This window comes from Acetobacter musti (assembly GCF_011516835.1).
Lineage (GTDB): Bacteria > Pseudomonadota > Alphaproteobacteria > Acetobacterales > Acetobacteraceae > Acetobacter > Acetobacter musti.
The window spans coordinates 37,561-54,884 of record NZ_WOTB01000015.1; the positions used below are offsets into that span (position 1 = coordinate 37,561).

8 protein-coding genes are annotated in these 17,324 nt (G+C 56.0%); all 8 read right to left on the bottom strand.

All coding sequences use genetic code 11. The features are described from left to right. Positions 1–37 precede the first annotated feature (37 nt). A complete protein-coding gene (locus GOB93_RS11980) occupies positions 38–2,056 on the bottom strand; it encodes an esterase/lipase family protein (RefSeq protein WP_242010739.1) in 2,019 nt (672 codons plus the stop codon). A gap of 64 nt (positions 2,057–2,120) precedes the next feature. Continuing rightward, entirely contained in the window at positions 2,121–4,895 is a 2,775-nt protein-coding gene (gene treY, locus GOB93_RS11985) for a malto-oligosyltrehalose synthase (protein WP_173583738.1), read from the bottom strand. After that, on the bottom strand, positions 4,892–6,997 hold the full coding sequence (malQ, locus tag GOB93_RS11990; RefSeq protein WP_173583739.1) for a 4-alpha-glucanotransferase: 2,106 nt from the start codon (positions 6,995–6,997) through the stop codon (positions 4,892–4,894). The genes treY and malQ overlap by 4 nt, the downstream gene beginning before the upstream one ends. Further along, the gene (gene treZ / locus GOB93_RS11995) at positions 6,990–8,792 is read right to left on the bottom strand and encodes a malto-oligosyltrehalose trehalohydrolase (protein ID WP_173583740.1); all 1,803 of its coding nucleotides are present in this window, start codon (positions 8,790–8,792) and stop codon (positions 6,990–6,992) included. The genes malQ and treZ overlap by 8 nt, the downstream gene beginning before the upstream one ends. 16 nt (positions 8,793–8,808) lie before the next feature. Next, positions 8,809–10,932 carry a glycogen debranching protein GlgX gene (gene glgX / locus GOB93_RS12000; RefSeq protein ID WP_194300049.1) on the bottom strand — a complete coding sequence of 708 codons (2,124 nt, stop codon included), beginning with the start codon at positions 10,930–10,932 and terminating at the stop codon, positions 8,809–8,811. Continuing rightward, the gene (gene glgB / locus GOB93_RS12005; RefSeq protein WP_173583742.1) at positions 10,932–13,151 is read right to left on the bottom strand and encodes a 1,4-alpha-glucan branching protein GlgB; all 2,220 of its coding nucleotides are present in this window, start codon (positions 13,149–13,151) and stop codon (positions 10,932–10,934) included. Before glgB ends, glgX begins: the two co-directional genes overlap by 1 nt. Positions 13,152–13,227: 76 nt before the next feature. Beyond that, a complete protein-coding gene (gene glgA / locus GOB93_RS12010) occupies positions 13,228–14,877 on the bottom strand; it encodes a glycogen synthase GlgA (protein ID WP_173583743.1) in 1,650 nt (549 codons plus the stop codon). A 468-nt stretch (positions 14,878–15,345) separates the two neighbouring features. After that, positions 15,346–17,163, bottom strand: a complete 1,818-nt coding sequence (locus tag GOB93_RS12015) for a glycoside hydrolase family 15 protein (RefSeq protein ID WP_173583744.1) — start codon at positions 17,161–17,163, stop codon at positions 15,346–15,348. Between the last annotated feature and the right edge of the window lie 161 nt (positions 17,164–17,324).

Consider the following 17,324-nt stretch of genomic DNA (forward strand, 5'->3'; position numbering starts at 1 on the left):
GTGTTTCGTGTCCGGCACGGTATTTACGTGACCAGCGTTATCCATTCGCAGCTTTTGCTATTTCTGTGCTGCGAGCAGACATATCATGGAGAACTGTATTCTGGTGAACAGCGGCAGCCGGTCTATGTGTGTCGTCATTCTCCCCGGCTGGCGCCTTTTCCGCTGACCTGATCTGTTCATGCAGGATGCGTCTGACCTCTGCGATTGTGACCGGATCGGATTGCGTCGAATGACCTGAATGACGAACAACCAGTTCCGAATCAACACCGGAGATATGTGCGCTTTCATACGAGACGACGCCGTCATCGGCCTTTTGCAGAGGACCGTCGCCCAGAACCGGAATGATCGAATGAGCGTGGACGGCCGGTGACACCGGAATTTCTGAAAGTGCCCTGATGAAAGGGCTGCGGGGCGACATGCCGTAGACGCTTCCGGCTCTCCATGATTCAAATCGCGTTCCTGAATTCGGTGCATTACCTGAGAGGACCTGTTGCAGGATATCTGTGACGGTCGCGGGAAAGCTGACAAGACGCCCGGCCAGGCGAGCGATGGAGTAGCCAGCCAGGTAGCTGCCGTGTTGCGGTGTGGAGATAAAGATCACTCTGTTAACTTCCGGCATGGGTGTCGGAAACATGGCTTCTTCAAGCAGATGGCGATCCCGTGCCGGGAGATCCAGGGTGTCCAGGGGACGTTTCGTTATGCCGCTCCAGAGACGATTTCCGGCTTGTATAACAAGCATTTTTGCGAGCAGGCCGCCCTGGCTATGCCCGATGAGCGTAATCTGACCGAGAGCCGGATCAGCGCCTGCTCCGCCAAGCTGGCTGACAGCCTGCTGAATCGAGCGCCTGAGTTCGAGCGCTGAATAGGGAATCGGATTTCCGGTCGCATAGGAAAAAAGCCAGAATTCAAAGTGACTCCGGATAGCCGGGTCTTCCAGGAGATCGTTGATCATGCTGGCCCATCTGGCCGGTCCGGATGCTGTTCCGTGCACGAAGACGACCGGCATATGCCCGTACTGATGGGGCGCCACAGCGATCAGGCTGGGACTTCGTTCATCGAGAAAAAGACTGCCGTCCAGAAAACCCCGATATTCGCTTGACCAGTCGACTGAGTCCTGAAGACTGATGGCGCGCGCCGCTGTCTGGTCATATTGCAACGGCGCAGAATTGCGTCCGATAACGCGATCACTCTCTTCATCAACGGACGAAACAATAAACTTGGCACTGATCCTGTCAGAAAATATCTGTGACCGGGGATGCTCAAAAATCAGCAGCAGATTGGCCGGAACACGAAGCTTGTCGGCGATCTGAAAAGAACGACCCTCCGCCCCTGAAAGCTGAGGTAGCGCCGCCAGAGGTTCACCGAGCCCCGCATGGCGATAGACATTTCTGACGCCGTCAACTGAAAGTCTGGCGGTTGGCCGAAAGTCGGTCAGCGGGTGGCCGTGCCATGTAAAGTTATCGGGAATGACGTCGATATCGAGAGCACCGGTGGGTAACTGCCAGTGCTGCCGGCTGATCTGAACCGGCGATCCCAGCGCTTCCGTCAGCCCCAGCATGTAAATGTCGCCAGCCTGACGAAACCGTACGTCATATTCATTCGGACGCACATTCTCCGGTTCTCCCGGAGCCAGATAGGCATATGCATATAATGCCGCCGCCATGAAATCAGCCCGGACGTGAGTCCGGCGGCCGCGCAGATAGCTCAGTTCAGCGAGTGCAAACAGTCTGTCACTGAACTCCGGCGCATCCGGGTGTGCGGCCGTGACAGAACGGAGGGCCGCGATGGCTGCATCGGGATGATCCTGCCACAACTGGCGCAGATTTTCTCTCTCAAGAACGATCCGGGTTGGATTACTGAGGATACATCCCGAGAGAGCGCTGCGAGTTTCGTTCCGGTAAGCCTGAGTGAGGCTGAGGCTGTGCACCGATACGGGAGATGTGCAGCCGGAGAGTAAAATCGTTACGAGTGATGCGGCAAAGAGACGGGTGTCGGTGAAGAAACGAAGATACATCATTGCGGGACGCACCTTACCCGCCGCGCCCTCCGGTGTCATTCCTCAGTCTGGTAAAGTATTACGCCATGGTCAGCCGGCTATCGGGTGAATATTTTTGGGGCGATCATGCTTCCGCGATGAGACATTCCACTGGAACCATATCTGGGCTGCACAGGCTGACCGGTTCCTCTGAGACTATCATCTGACGTCCAGGACGGATAACACTCCGCCAGAGACCGCGGCAGACATCCGGAAGCCGGACCGGCGCCGGTAACGTTGCCGGCACGAGCGTCACAGCATCAGGATTTAGCCGGAACATGTGCCGGGGCGCTGCGACCAGGAGCTGTGTTTTCTGATACGCGCGGCGGAATACGATCAGATGTTCATCGGATGTTTCCACCGGTTCGTATGAGCCACGTGCGAAAAGAAGGGGGTGTTGTGCCCGGCACCGCAGCAGGGCGCGGATCAGTTCCAGTTTGATGACCCCATCCTTCCATCGGGTGGCTGTCTCGTCAAAATCGTTTTCCTGCTGAAGCAGGTCTTCGCGACGCTGGTAATCAACGGCACGTCGGTTGTCCGGGTCGACCAGACTGAAATCCCAGAGTTCACATCCCTGATAAAGATCAGGCACGCCGGGCGTCGTGAGCCGCAGCAGAGTCTGTGACAGACTGTTCAGCGCCGCAGCCGGGGCTACGTCTTCAGCGAAGGCAGTCATCTCCATGAAGAACGCGGCTGATCGTTTCGGATCAAGAAGCGCTGCAAGATAATCCTGACATGCCGTTTCATAGACTTCGTCCGGGTCCAGCCAGTTCGTATGACGCTTTCCCTCGCGCAGAGCTTTTGTAAGCCAGGCTGAAACCCGCGCGTTCAGGCCTTCGAACTGCCCATCAGGCGGCCAGACGCCAAGCAAGGTCTGAAACAGCATCAGCGCGTCAACACGATCCGGGCCGGCACGGTCGTCAGAAGCAGGCAACCAGCGTTGCATCAGTGTACGCCACTCGTCGGCGGCTTCGCTGATAACGGCAATCCGCATCCGGGCGTCTTCCCCACGTTTGTGATCATGGGTCGCCGTGGTGAGCATCGTGTCCGGAAAGTCCTGCAGCCGCTGTGCACATGCCGCGTGGAAATCCGGAACTGAGAGGGCCAGCCTGTCCGGATCGCTGCCGACTTCATTGCGAGATATGAGCCTCACATACCGATAGAAAGCGGTGTCTTCGAGGGATTTCGCTGCCAGAGGGGCTGTCAGATGCTCGAACGCACGCTGCGTTTCCCGGATGGTAACGGAGGGAACGTCCTCCGGACGTGATGAGAGCAACGTGGTGACACGGCGAAGAAGATCATGTCGTGACGGCAGAAGATCCTGACGGGCCTTCTGTCCGGCGTCGCGCAGTGCCACAAAATCGGCGCTGTGATCCAGCAACATGCCGTCCGCGTAATATGTCCGGTATCGGTTAAAATGCCTGAGCAACGCTTTTATGACGCCTGCGATCGCGGCTTCCGTGTCATCATGACCGCTGTATCCATCATTATCTTCCCTGCCCTCTTCTTCCGCCAGAGCTTTCACGAACAGATCCACGAGACGAGTGAACTCCGCAGTGAACAGCCCGGGCAGAATTTCGTCGCGGGCATTCAGTTCAGTGGCCGCCATAGTCGGCTGGTCGCCGTGACAGTCGCGCCAGAGCGCGTTCAGGCTGGCTTCACCGCTCTGATCATGCAGCACTGCGGAGACCTGATCCATGAAATCATAACCGGTGGTGCCATCGACATGCCATTTGACGGGAAGTTTTTCCGTACCAGCAAGGATCTTCTCTACATAAACCGGAGCCCGGTCTGGTGCATCGGCAGGTCGGCAGGGTGCCATCTTCTGGAAACGCTCACGTAACCTGTTGCAGTAGACTGCAGGAGCGGCAAGACCATCGATATGATCCACCCTGACGCCGTCGATCAGTCCACGCGCATAAAGCGACGTGACGTACGCATGTGTTACGTCAAACACGCTCTCGCGTTCGACGGCGACGGCACCAAGTTCAGTGTTATCAAAAAACCGCCGCCAGTTGATGATATCGTTTGCGGTTCTCCACCATGTCGCGATCCAGTGCTGCTTTCTGATCAGATTATGAAGCCTTTCTCTTCCATCCTGCGTTGCCGGATCATGTAACGCGAAAAGCCGGTTCAGAACTTCTTCTCCACCGGCAGTTCTGCTCCATGAAGAACCTTCCTGAAGAACAGAGGTAATTTCAGAATCCGGAGATGCACGTTCTGCGACTGCGCAGAATGCGGCACATAAGAGTTGCGGCGCTTCTGCCAGTTTTAACAGCGGTCCGTAATGCGCCGGACATACGGTAAATCTGTGCTGATAATGATAAATGAAAAACAGTCCGGTTTTATAATCATATTTTAAAGATAATAAGCCGTCACAAAGTGCTGCGCCATAAGCGCGATCCAGAAAAGGAAGGATAATCTTTCCATGATTCTCCGGAGAACCTGATTTCCATGAAATATCAAAAAAACTGGCGTATAAACTGTTTTTTCCCCAGGCGAGCACATCTTCCCACCAGACATTTCCCTCGCCGCCAACTGCCATGTGGTTAGGAACGATATCGAGAATCAGCCCCATCCGGTGGAGGCGTAAAGCATCTGCCAGACGTCGCAGTGCGTCTTCTCCGCCGAGTTCCGGATCGATGCATCCGCAATCAAGGATATCATAACCGTGAGATGAACCGGGACGACTTCTGAACAACGGTGATGCATAAAGATGGCTGACGCCGAGTTTCGCAAAATACGGTACCAGCCCGGCTGCATCGTCGAGGGTAAAACCCTGCCTGAACTGCAGACGCACGGTCGCGCGAACCGGGTCGCCATATCCGCCCCTGCGCGATGCTTCTTCCGTGATTGTCATACCCCCGGTCTTTCCGCGCGTAACAACGCCAGTCGTCTCGCGACCGCCGCACGGACAAGAAGAGTTTTTGTGACCTGCGGATAACGCCGGCACCAGTTCGGATGCCCGCTGATGGTTCCGGGAATATTGGGCTGTCCGGTAAGCCCGAGAAGATCCTCCATGGCTATGATCGCCAGAGGACAATTCGTATCTGCCACGAACCGGATCGCCATATTCACAACTGTTCCGGCTCCTTTGTCAGAAGGAGCCGGCTGCTTCGCATTGTCTGCGTCTCTGTTTCCATCCAGCCTGTCCATTTCCGCTTTCAGCGACGACCAGAGAGCTAAACGATCCCTGGCCCTTTCCTCCCCGGCCTGTTCCAGTCCGGACCCGGAACTGAACTGACCAAGCCTTTTCCGCCATGCGATATCGCAACCCTGCCACCAGCCGGCGATGGTCGGCAGATCGTGCGTGGTCGTCAGGGCCACTGAAGTTTCCGACCATTTTGACGGAGCCAGAAAAGAGCCCGTCTCATCACGCTGAAAAGGAAGCACATTCATACCGAAAATGCCTCGCCGTTTCGCTGCCTTGCGGAAATCCGGCTCAACAGTACCCAGATCTTCTCCGATCACCACCGCCTCCGCTCTGCTCGCCTCCAGCGCCACAAGCCTGAGCATATCTTCTCGGGGATATGACAAATACGCTCCGTCATTCGGGCCACCGCCGTCAGGTATGACCCAGAGCCTCTCCATGCCCATCACGTGATCAATGCGAAGACCGCCCGTGTGCGAAAAACAGGCCCGGAGAGTTCGGATAAACGCTCTGTAGCCAGTTTCTTTGAGCGCACGCGGCGAATATGTCGTCAGCCCCCAGTTCTGGCCTGACCGGCTCAGCGCATCGGGAGGGGCTCCGATCGACAGACCTATGAGATAATCATGCTGATTCGACCAGCATTCACTGCCGGCAGGATCAACACCGACAGCAAGGTCACCAATAAGACCGATCTTCATACCGGCTTTTACAGCGTCTGTATTCGCCGCCTGGAGACTGCGCGATGCAAGCCACTGCAGAAACTGGTGGAAACTGACGTCCTGCGCCATGTCGCGGGCAAAACGATCGACTTCTGGCGTACCAGGGCGACGGACAGGCTTTGGCCAGAGCCGCCAGTCCCTGCCTCCCGGGCCGCGCTGCGCTTCACGGGCATGAAGTGCCTCGAACACAGCGTGATCATGCAGAGCTTTTCCCTGAGCCTGTATAAAGGCTGCAAAGTCATCTGGCTCCTGTTTAAAAATATGGTCGTCAAATAACGTCCGCAGCAATTTCAGACGGCATTTTGCAGCTGCCGGCCAGTCCACGAATTCCAGCGCTTCCAGCCGTTCAGGTGTCTTCTGAGCCAGCCGGGTCCTCCGCGTTGCTGCCCGGATTGCAGCTGCATCGAAAACAGCTCCGGGATCGGCAAGCAACACATTCAGGAACAGGCGGCTGGATGGCGAATAGGGGCTGTATTGCTCTGGCTGAGCTGCGAACATCGCGTGAACAGGACTAAGCATTAACGCTTCCGCGCCGGCCCGTGCGATTGTGCGTGCCAGTTCGCCAGCGGCTCCGAGATGACCTATGCCGCCGTCCCCTTTCTGTCGCAAAGCATAAATCTGTGCGGCGAGCCCCCAGTATCGCGATTTCCCGTGACCGGAAGAAGCGAACGGATCGGGGCATCTGCGTGGCGCAACGGCCAGAACCATCTTCTGCTCTGCGATAAATAATTCATGATATCCTGTTTCTCTGACAGGAGGTATGATCAGGGAACCGTCCTTTCCAGTCTTCAGCCTGCCGGTCTTTTCAGTGCCGTTTTCAAGCCTCAGAACGAAACGCTCTGCCGTTCCCGGTATCCCGTCATCCCGGCAACTGTCTGCTTTTAAGGAAGCAAGACGCGTGCTGGAGCCCGCTTCCGTCACGATCATCGGGGGCATTCCATTGACCGGCAGCCTGTCGGCCGGCGTCTCCAGCACTTTCAGGAGGCACTGCAGATTGTCGTGAGAGACGCGCCGGACCTCTCCCCCGGCATCCCGCCAGCGCACTTTCAGACCAGCCGTTATGGCCCTTCTGATGAGAGCCTGATCAGACATGGCTTTCGTCCTTTAGCCATACTGCGATACTATTTGATTCTATCGTTGAGTTTCCTGTCGATGTGTTCCGCGCGTAAATCAGCTTTCCTTCAGGATTAAATATGAGCAGGGCGGGCGTCTTATCGAAATTGACAGCGATGGAAAGCATCGCGCCGTCATTCATTCGCCATTGCGCGACAAGCGCAACAGCGAGATCGGAACCTGTCCCATCATTCACTCTGGGCAGTATCGTTACTCCCGCGCTGTGTGCACCTTTCAGACGTGGAATAATAAGGTGATGGCGCAACGTGAGCAGTTCGTCAGTGAGAGAGAGCCATGCGCCCTGATCCGCATCGTCTTTCCGGAACCCTTCGGGACGTGAACGCCTGAACGTGTCCGGATCGTTGGGATCCGGAATTAACTTTCGCTGCTCCGGGTCGTGGAACCGGCTGAATGAAGCAAATTCGCTGCGGCGGCCTTCCCTGACAATCGCCGCAAGCTCATTTTTATGACTGGTAAAAAAGAAAAACGGATTACGGCATCCCCACTCCTCTCCAAAAAACAGCATTGGAATCTGAGGTGAGAGCAGCATCAATGCATACGCCGCTTTCAGTGCATCGGGATCAGCCAGCACTGTCAGGCGTTCTCCCATGGCCCGGTTACCGGTCTGATCGTGATTCTGCAGAAAGAAAATAAACTTATCCGCCGGAAGATCGCTGCTCGCCGACCCACGCGGTTTGCCGGTTACGGAAGACAACTGCCCCTGGAAGAAGAAACCTTCTTCCAGAACTGCGGCAAGAGCCATAATCGGATCGGAGGAAAAGTTTCCGTAATAGCCCTCGTTTTCCCCTGTAAGAATAACGTGCAGTGCATTATGCGCGTCATCATTCCACTGAGCTGTAAATCCGTCCCGAAGCAGGCCGGCGTCATTGTTTTCATTTTCCAGAATCAGATGAACAAACCGACCGCTTTCTGTTGTCTCCGATACGACATGACGCAGCTCTTCAAGCCAGCTCCGGTCATCGATCGCCTGAACAGCATCAAGCCGGAGACCATCAAACCGGAACTCCATGATCCATGTCAGGGCATTATCCAGGAAAAATTCACGCACCTCTCTTCGGGTAAAATCAATCGCTTTTCCCCATGGGGTGAGGCTGTCCCGGGCAAAGAACTCCTCTGCGTAAAGCCCCATGTAATTTCCATCCGGTCCGAAATGATTATAAACCACATCAAGAAAAATCATCATTCCGTGACCGTGGGCCTGATCAACGAGGTATTTGAGATCGTCAGGCGTGCCGTATGATGACTCTGGTGCAAAGGGAAAGACGCCGTCATATCCCCAGTTTCTGCTGCCTGGGAACTCCGAAAGCGGCATCAGTTCAATGGCGGTGATGCCGAGCCCGGCCAGGCGCGCCAGATCATCAGCAAGTTTCCGGTAGCCCCCTGCCAGCCCCGCATGCACCTCCCAGATCACTGTCTCTTCCCACGGACGTCCGTGCCATGAGTCATTTACCCATCGGTAAGACAGTGGATCTGTCACTTCGCTTGGACCATGCACATCATCCGGCTGCGAACATGATGCGGGATCCGGAACCGCCAGGTCTTCGGAAATACGATAACGATAACGCACTCCGGCTCCGCTTTGGGTCTCGCACTGAAACCAGCCATCAGGCTCGCGGCTCATGGGGACAGCAGGCAGTCCTTCACGTTCAAGAGTCACGGAGGAACATGATGGCGCCCACAGTCGAAAGCGGGTGTGATCCGGTCCGGTCAGGGTCGCGCCCTGTCGCCGCTGATATCGGAAAAAACCTGACATCGTGACCACCTCTCCTTCACGCATTCCGCGTGCTGGTGTCAGTTCCCGCGAGATTCAGTCTGAACAGAGCCACGGAATGTGCCGCGACCAGTACAACGCTGCGTCCGCCAGGTGATTTCGTCACCTGCACCTCGTCTGAATTTTCTTCAGCACTGCTGATCAGCAGTACCCACTCGCCATCTGGTCCGGGAAGAACACATGACACGTCATTGCTTCCCGGATTCAGAAACAGACATGTTATATCAAGTTCTTCTCCTTTTCCCGCTGCGCGCCTTACGCCCACGACCCGAAGATCGTCGCTGTTCCAGTCATCGACAGACATCGGCTCCCCGGAAACGTTAAACCAGGCGATGTCCGGCAGATCGGGCCGTAACTTATGACGTCCATGCATGTATCGTGATGTACGAAGCGAAGGATGCGTCTTTCTCAGCGATGTTAGACGCGTGGTAAAATCGTACATGGCACGCCCGCGGGGAGTTTTCAGGAGAGACCAGTCCAGCCATGATATATCGTTATCCTGGCAATAGACATTGTTATTTCCATTCTGTGTCTGCCCGAATTCGTCACCTGCGAGCAACATGGGGGTGCCGTGCGATAACAGCATCGTGGCCATAATGGACCGCCGTATGCGATCACGCGTCGCGACAATTCCTGTGTCGTCCGTCGGTCCTTCGGTTCCCCAGTCACTGCTGTAATTTTCCTGTGCTCCGTCCCGGCCATCTTCCATATTGGCTTCATTGTGGCGCTGCGCGTAGCTGACAAGGTCCATCAGCGTGAAACCGTCATGGGCCGTTACGAAATTGACGCTCGCCCAGGGACGGCGGCCACTTTTGTCGAACAGATCTCCTGAACCGGCCAGCCGGGCCGCCATGTCCCCCTGCATTTTGGCGTCACCCCGCCAGAAACGGCGCGTCGTGTCACGGAATTTGTCGTTCCACTCCATAAATCCAGGTGGAAAATTTCCGGTCTGATAGCCGCCTGGTCCGGGGTCCCAGGGTTCCGCGATCAGCTTTCGGGTCGAAAGAACCGGATCCTGCATGATTGCGTCGAGAAAACCGGATCTCTGATCGTAGCCGTAATTTTCACGTGCCAGGATAACAGCAAGATCGAATCTGAAGCCGTCGATGCCGAATTCCGTTACCCAGTAGCGCAGGGAGTCGAGAACCATCTGCAGCACCCGCGGATGAGACAGGTTCAGCGTATTTCCACATCCTGTATCGTTAATGTAATGACGTTCATTTCCGGGAACCAGTCTGTAATAACTGGCATTATCCAGACCGCGATAACAGAATACCGGACCGAGTTCATTCCCTTCGCAGGTATGATTATAGACAACATCCATAATCACTTCGATACCGGCTCTGTGCAGCTTCCTGACCGCCGCACTGAAATCGTCTGCCCGGCCCCGACCGACATAGGAAAGCTGCGGAGCAAAGAAGGAAAGAGTATTATACCCCCAGTAATTCGTTACTCCGCGCTCAATCAGAAAACGATCTGTCACGAACGACTGTACAGGCAGAAGTTCAAGCGTGGTGACACCCAGTCTGACGAGATATTCAATGAAACGTGGATCTGACATTGCACGAAATGTTCCGCGCTGGATTTCCGGCACACCGGAACGCTTCATTGAAAGACCGCGCACGTGAGCTTCCACCACGATCATATCTTCCGGAGCGATGTCGGGACTGACATCCGCCATCCGACGTCTTCCCTCAACCACACGGCATTTCGGCATTGCGGAAGCGCTGTCACGTCTGTCAAACGACAGATCAGCACGCGGTGAATGGACCCTGTAGCCGAACAGCGCATCTGTCCAGCGGATGTCATTACTGAGTTCACGCGCGTAAGGGTCGATCAGAAGTTTATGCGGATTGAACCGGTGCCCGCGGAGCGGTTCATAGGGGCCGAAGGCACGGAATCCATACAGCAGACCGGGCTCCGCTTCAGGCAGATAACCGTGCCAGATTTCATCCGTGTATTCCGGCAGTTGCAGACGGGCGGTTTCTCTTCGTCCTGCTTCATCGAAGAGACACAGGTCGATGCGCGTCGCATTCGCGGAAAAAACCGCGAAATTTACTCCATAACCATCATAGGTCGCTCCGAGTGGCCACGGTTTTCCGGGCATGAGAGACGGCGGCATCACACCTCCGTGCGGGCAGATGAGAGAACGATGACCGCGAGGGGCGGTAATGTCAGTTCACAGGACCAGTCCTGACCGTGTGCTGGCCGACTTTGTGCATTGACTCCACCGCCATTCCCGACATTGCTTCCGCCATAGATGCCCGCATCGGTATTGAGAATTTCGTGCCAGTATCCGCCTGAAGGGAGGCCTGTCCAGTAATTTTCTCTGATGACCGGCGTTGTGTTCCATACAATGACAACCGGCGATCCGCTCACCGCGAAACGTATCCACGCGAAAACGGCGTTGCTGACATCGTCACCGATAAGCCACGAAAAGCCGGCCGGATCGCAATCCAGTTCGTGCAGCGCCGGATACAGACGCATGGTCCGGTTCAGATCTCTGACAAGAACCTGCATCCCTGCTTTCAGCGGGTCTCCGGTTGCCGCCCAGTCCACTTCGCCGTCGTGATTCCATTCATGCGCCTGGGCGAGTTCACATCCCATGAAAAGCAGTTTCTTGCCTGGGTGACACCACATGAACGCCAGATAGGAACGCAGACTGGCATGTTTCTGCCAGTGATCGCCGGGCATCCGTGCAATAAGAGATCCTTTTCCGTGTGTGACCTCGTCATGTGACAGGCTGAGGACGAAACGTTCTGAAAATCCGTAGTGCATTCCGAACAGGATTTCAGACAGGTGATGTCCTCTCCAGAGCGGATCACGCTGAATGAATGAGAGCGTGTCGTGCATCCAGCCCATATTCCATTTGAAGGAAAAGCCCAGTCCTCCTTCAGATGTTGCACGCGTGACACCCGGCCATGCGGTAGATTCTTCTGCTATGATGACTGCGTCAGGAACTTCCCGGGAAATGGCATCGGTGAGTTCACGAATGAAACTCACGGCTTCCAGATTTTCCCGTCCGCCGTGAATATTTGGGACCCAGTCTCCTTCCTGCCGGCTGTAATCGCGATAGAGCATGGAGGCGACCGCGTCGACGCGCAGACCGTCAACGTGGTAATGCTGCAGCCACATCAGAGCACTGGATATCAGAAACTCCCTTACCTCATGGCGCCCGAAATTATAAATCAGGGTGTTCCAGTCGCGGTGGATGCCCTCACGCGGGTCGCTGTGTTCGAAAAGAGCCGTACCGTCGAAGCACGCGAGGCCATGAACATCGTTGGGAAAATGTGCGGGCACCCAGTCCAGGATGACACCGAGACCGGCGGCGTGGCATGCATTCATAAAGGCGGCGAATTCGGCAGGGGTGCCGTGCCGGGCTGACGGTGCGAAAAGACCCAGTGACTGATAACCCCACGATCCTCCGAACGGGTGCTCCATGATGGGCAGCAGTTCGATGTGGGTAAAACCAGCCTGTGTCACATAGGGAATCAGTTCGCGTGTGAGGTCACCCCATGTCGCCGTGCGATCAGGGTCGCCGCCAGGGCGGCGCCACGATGCTATATGCACCTCATAGATCGAGATAGAGGAACCGGGCGCCTGCCGGGCGCCACGTGTGTCCATCCAGGCGTCATCGTCCCACGCATAGCGGACGCCGGAGGTGACAATGGACGCCGTGGCGGGTGGGCGTTCTGAAAATCTGGCAAAGGGATCTGCTTTTTGCGGAAGCAGCGTTTCGTTTTTCGCCATGATTTCGAATTTATATCGCTCGCCCGGTGAGATGCCGGGAAGAAAAATTTCCCATATACCGGCTGTGTGTCGCAACCGCATTGAATGACGCCTGCCGTCCCATATGTTGAAGTCGCCAATCACCGACACCCGGAGCGCGTTGGGCGCCCATACCGCGAACAGGACACCGTCAACGCCATGAAGTGTTACAGGATGAGCACCCAGCATTGCGTCAGCATGGAAACTGCGTCCCTCCGCGAATAACCGAAGGTCGTGTTCGTCGATTACAGGACCAAACGAATATGGGTCGGCCGCTTCTTCGACCGCGTCCGCCCATGTAACACGGAAGTGGTACCGGGCTCCCTGCGGAACTGTGCCGATATACAGGCCGGTGTCATCGATCTGGCGCATTGCCCGCTCAGCGGGTGCCGATCTGGGTCTTTCCACCACCAGTCTTACCTTCGCCGCATCAGGATAAAATGCACGGATAATATCGACTTTACCCGCATTATGACGGCCAAGAATCGAAAACGGATCCGGACATCGTCCGGCCAGAAGATCTCTGGCGTGTTCCGGGACGATATAGAGAGACTCATCCTGTCTGCGCGTCACCCACCAGCCTCCCCGTCCGTCAGTATCGTTCGCGATGGTCCCGCACCTCATGTTTCCGGGGCGGTGGCCCTGATCTTCAGACTCTTGTTCTCAGTGTCTGACCCGAGGCTGCGGGTTTTCTCGCTATTCGTCTTTTTGGATTTGCCTGCTTCACATATTTCAGCCCCGCGCTGCCTGCGGGCGGCAGACGAACGATATTCCGGCCGCTCTGATCAACGATTTCGACGCCGGATAGTTTTGCGAAAAGTCTCACATATTGTCCGGCTTTTCCGCGCCAGGATACATCCGTCATGGCTCCGTTCCTTTGCAGGGCCATCCAGGCTTCACGGTCTTCTCTGAACAGGGCTCTTGCCCGCTCCGTCGCCGCAACAAGAGAGGCCGGATCGACCGGCGAGAAAAGGAACCCGGTTGCAACGCCCCGGCTTACGGCGGCCTCATTGGCGTCCACGATCGTGTCCGCGAGTCCTCCCACACGGGATGCGACAGGCACTGCGCCATAGCGCAGAGCGCAGAGCTGCGTCAGTCCGCATGGTTCAAATCGTGACGGAATCAGTAACGCGTCAACAGATGCCTGCATGCGGTGGCCGAGCTCTTCACTATAGCCAAGATGACAGGCGAAACGTCGGGGAAATTTGCGCTGGAGCCCTGACAGGATACGATGGATTGCTCTGTCGCCCTCGCCAACCACGACAATCTGCGTATTGAATCTCAGAAGACGGTCCATAATTTCGGGAAGAAGGTCGATCCCTTTCTGTCTGGTCAGCCGGCTGACAACTCCGACGAGAAAAGCGTTCCGGTCCTGAGGAAGTCCGAATTCCGATTGAAAGTTCAGTTTGTTCGAAAGACGGGAAATCACGTCTCCCGTCATGTAAGGAAATCTGACGACAGGGTCCCGCGCGGGATTCCAGATAGATGTGTCTATTCCGTTCAGAATACCGCTCACGCAGTCAGCCCGTGAACGAAGCAGGCCGTCGAGACCCATACCCCATTCAGCACCCTGTATTTCATGCGCGTAGGTCGGAGAAACCGTAGTGATCCAGTCGCAAAAAAAGAGTCCGGCCTTTAAAAAACTGATGTTGCCGTAGAACTCGCAGCCGTCGATCGACATGGCTGCGTCAGGCAGACCGAAGAGAGAGCGATGTTCCGCCGGGAAACTGCCGTGAAAAGCGAGATTATGAATTGTCTGAACGACCTTCGGACGACCAGACATTCCATGGGTCCGGCATACGCTCTCGCCATCGTAGTGAATGTAGGCTGCCGTAAGACCAGCCTGCCAGTCATGCGCCTGAATGATATCGGGATGATATCCTTCAATAAAACCCTGCCCGATAAAGGCGGCGGCACGTGCAAGTCCGGCAAACCGGATACCGTTATCGGCCCAGTCGCTTCCGTCCGGACCGAGATAAGGATTTCCGGAGCGATCATACAGTTCCGGAATATCGAGAATCAGGAGCTCGTTTTCTCCGGCTGTGCATGACCATATCGCCGCCTGATGACCCAGTATTTCCGGAAGAAACGGTATTCTTCTGGCCGTTTCATTCATGGCGGAGAGCACGGCGGGATAGCCCGGGAGAAGGGTCCGCACTTCAATGCCGTAATTCGACAACGCTTCCGGCAACGATGCCACAACGTCTCCGAGGCCTCCCGTCTTTACGAATGGAAACATCTCGGATGCGACCGATAACACGCGGATCGGACGAGAAAGTATCGAGGCTGCATGAACCATCGTCCCGTTTTCCTTCTGCGCAGACGTACCGGGGCACGACGCAGTCGCTAAATTGCCTTTTTTCTGTGAACGACTCAGAGCGGCTGTACGGCAACGCTCACGAGTAAGTGATATCCGGAAATCTGCTCAGACGTCGGCCTGGCTCCGAAGCGAAACTGACGTGAGATCAGCGGAGAGTTTTATATCCCGGACATATTCCGGAATAAGAATTAAGGTGTTCTGCCTCAAAATAACCAGAAGGCGTTTATATATTTTGCGGACAGAAGACTGAGCAGGTTCTTGCCTACGCCGGCAAGGATCGCGCCGCCATTCATCTCATTATGTCTGACGTGATCTGGCTCAAAGGGGCCTGATCCATTTGCGGGTTCGGGGTAAAGCTCCGAAAATCGCTCCGAATGTATGTGCAAAATATATAAGCGTCGGGAAAACCCGATCCAGATTCAGCGAATTTAGCTTCAGGACATCGGTTCAGCCGTTCGGACGTCTGCGCCCGCTTCTCCGGCCACCTTCATAAATGAGGCTTCCGGCCAGCATGTGAGCCGAGTGAACAAGGGCGAAGTGACTGAATGCCTGCGGAAAATTCCCGAGTTGCCGATGTGTGACAGGATCATATTCTTCCGCGAGCAGTCCCAGATCGTTGGCGCAGGCAATCAGCTGCTCGAACATCTGTTGCGCCTCGGTCCGTCGCCCGCTCATAACCCATGCATCGCAGAGCCAGAAGCTGCATGCCAGAAATGAGCCCTCTTCACCTGCGAGACCATCCGCGCTTTCGCCATCGGGCGGATACCGCCAGACGAACCCATTGCGAAGAAGATCGCGCTCTATTCGTGCGATGGTTCCCTGCACGCGCGGATCACTGGTCGGCAGGAAGCCAAGCTGGGCAATGTGGAGGAGCGAGGCGTCCACTCTGTCCGCGCCATAGAACTGCACAAAGCTGTTGGTTTCCCGGTCGAACCCCTTTTCGCAAATTTCAGCATGAATTTCGTCGCGCGTCGCCTTCCAGAGTTCGACATCTCCATCGAGATTGAAATCTGTTGCACTGGCAATCATGCGGTCGAAGGCAAACCAGCACATCATTTTCGAATAGACAAAGTGACGTGTACCGCCCCGGACTTCCCACAGACCGGAATCCGGTTCACGCCACAGTCCAAGCAGCCGCTGCGCGATGGAGCGCTGCAGTGGCCACACTGTATCCAGACCGGGAAGTCCGTCCCGCCGCGCGGCGTCGAATCCACCGATCACCGATCCGTAAACATCGAGCTGGAGCTGATCATGCGCTCCGTTGCCGATGCGGACCGGCCGGCTGTTCTCATAGCCGCACAAATGCGTCAGCTCGACTTCCGTCAGCCTGCGTTCACCATGCAGACCATACATAATCTGCAGCCCGTCGACCGCGCCGGCGGTTGCGCGCATCAGCCACTGATGCCAGGCGCTGGCCTCGTCGACGTAGCCGGATATCGCCAGAGCATGAATTGTCCACGCCGCATCGCGAAGCCAGCAGTAACGGTAATCCCAGTTCCTCACGCCGCCGGGCATTTCGGGTAAAGATGTGGTCGGGGCAGCGACGATGCCCCCGGTGGGCTGATAGGTCAGCGCCTTCAGTGTCAGCAATGACCGTCTGACAATGCCTTCGTACGGTCCGTCATAGAGGCAGTGGGATGACCATTCCCGTCCTCTCGCGATCGTATGACGTAACAGGGCGTAGGGATCGCGCGGCAGTGGCGGTGAGATATGGGACGGGAACCATTCCAGGGTCGCGAAACCACTCTGTCCGGCGGAGACTTCGAACTCACCTTCTGTCGAAAAATCGACATTGGTGAGATCAGCACTGCTGCTCAGTCTTACGGCGTCGGGTCCGGCGAACGCATAGAGAGCTCCTTCACGGCGCTGCATCCAGGGAATTCGCTCGCCATAACCGAATCTGAGCCTGAGATTGGAACGAAAGGCGACCGTACCTTTGTCACCGCGAACGATGCGGACCAGTTCATGAAGATCGCTGTCACCTGGAGGTGGCAGAAAATCGAGAACAATCGCGCGGCCGGATGCTGTCTCCCATGCTGTTTCCAGAACCATCGTATCAGGAAGATAACGACGCGAAACAACTGCATCCGGATCGGCCGGACACAACGCCCATTCTCCGTTTTCGGGTGTGCCTAACAGGGAAGCAAAGATCGCTTCCGAGTCAAAGCGCGGCATGCAAAGCCACTCGATCGTTCCGCCGCGATGAACAAGGCCGGCCCCGCGAGCGGAACTGACAAGAGCGTAATCCTCAATCAGACGATCCATTCAGCGTTCTGCTCCAGGCTGTCGAAAAGCCGCTGTGCACAGGGAATTACGTCCGTGCGGCTTACGATCATCGCCAGACGATAATGTCCGGCGGAGAAGCAAGTTTCTCGCTGGAGGACGGAAGCCATGTATCAGAATGTACACAGATAAAGGTGTTACCG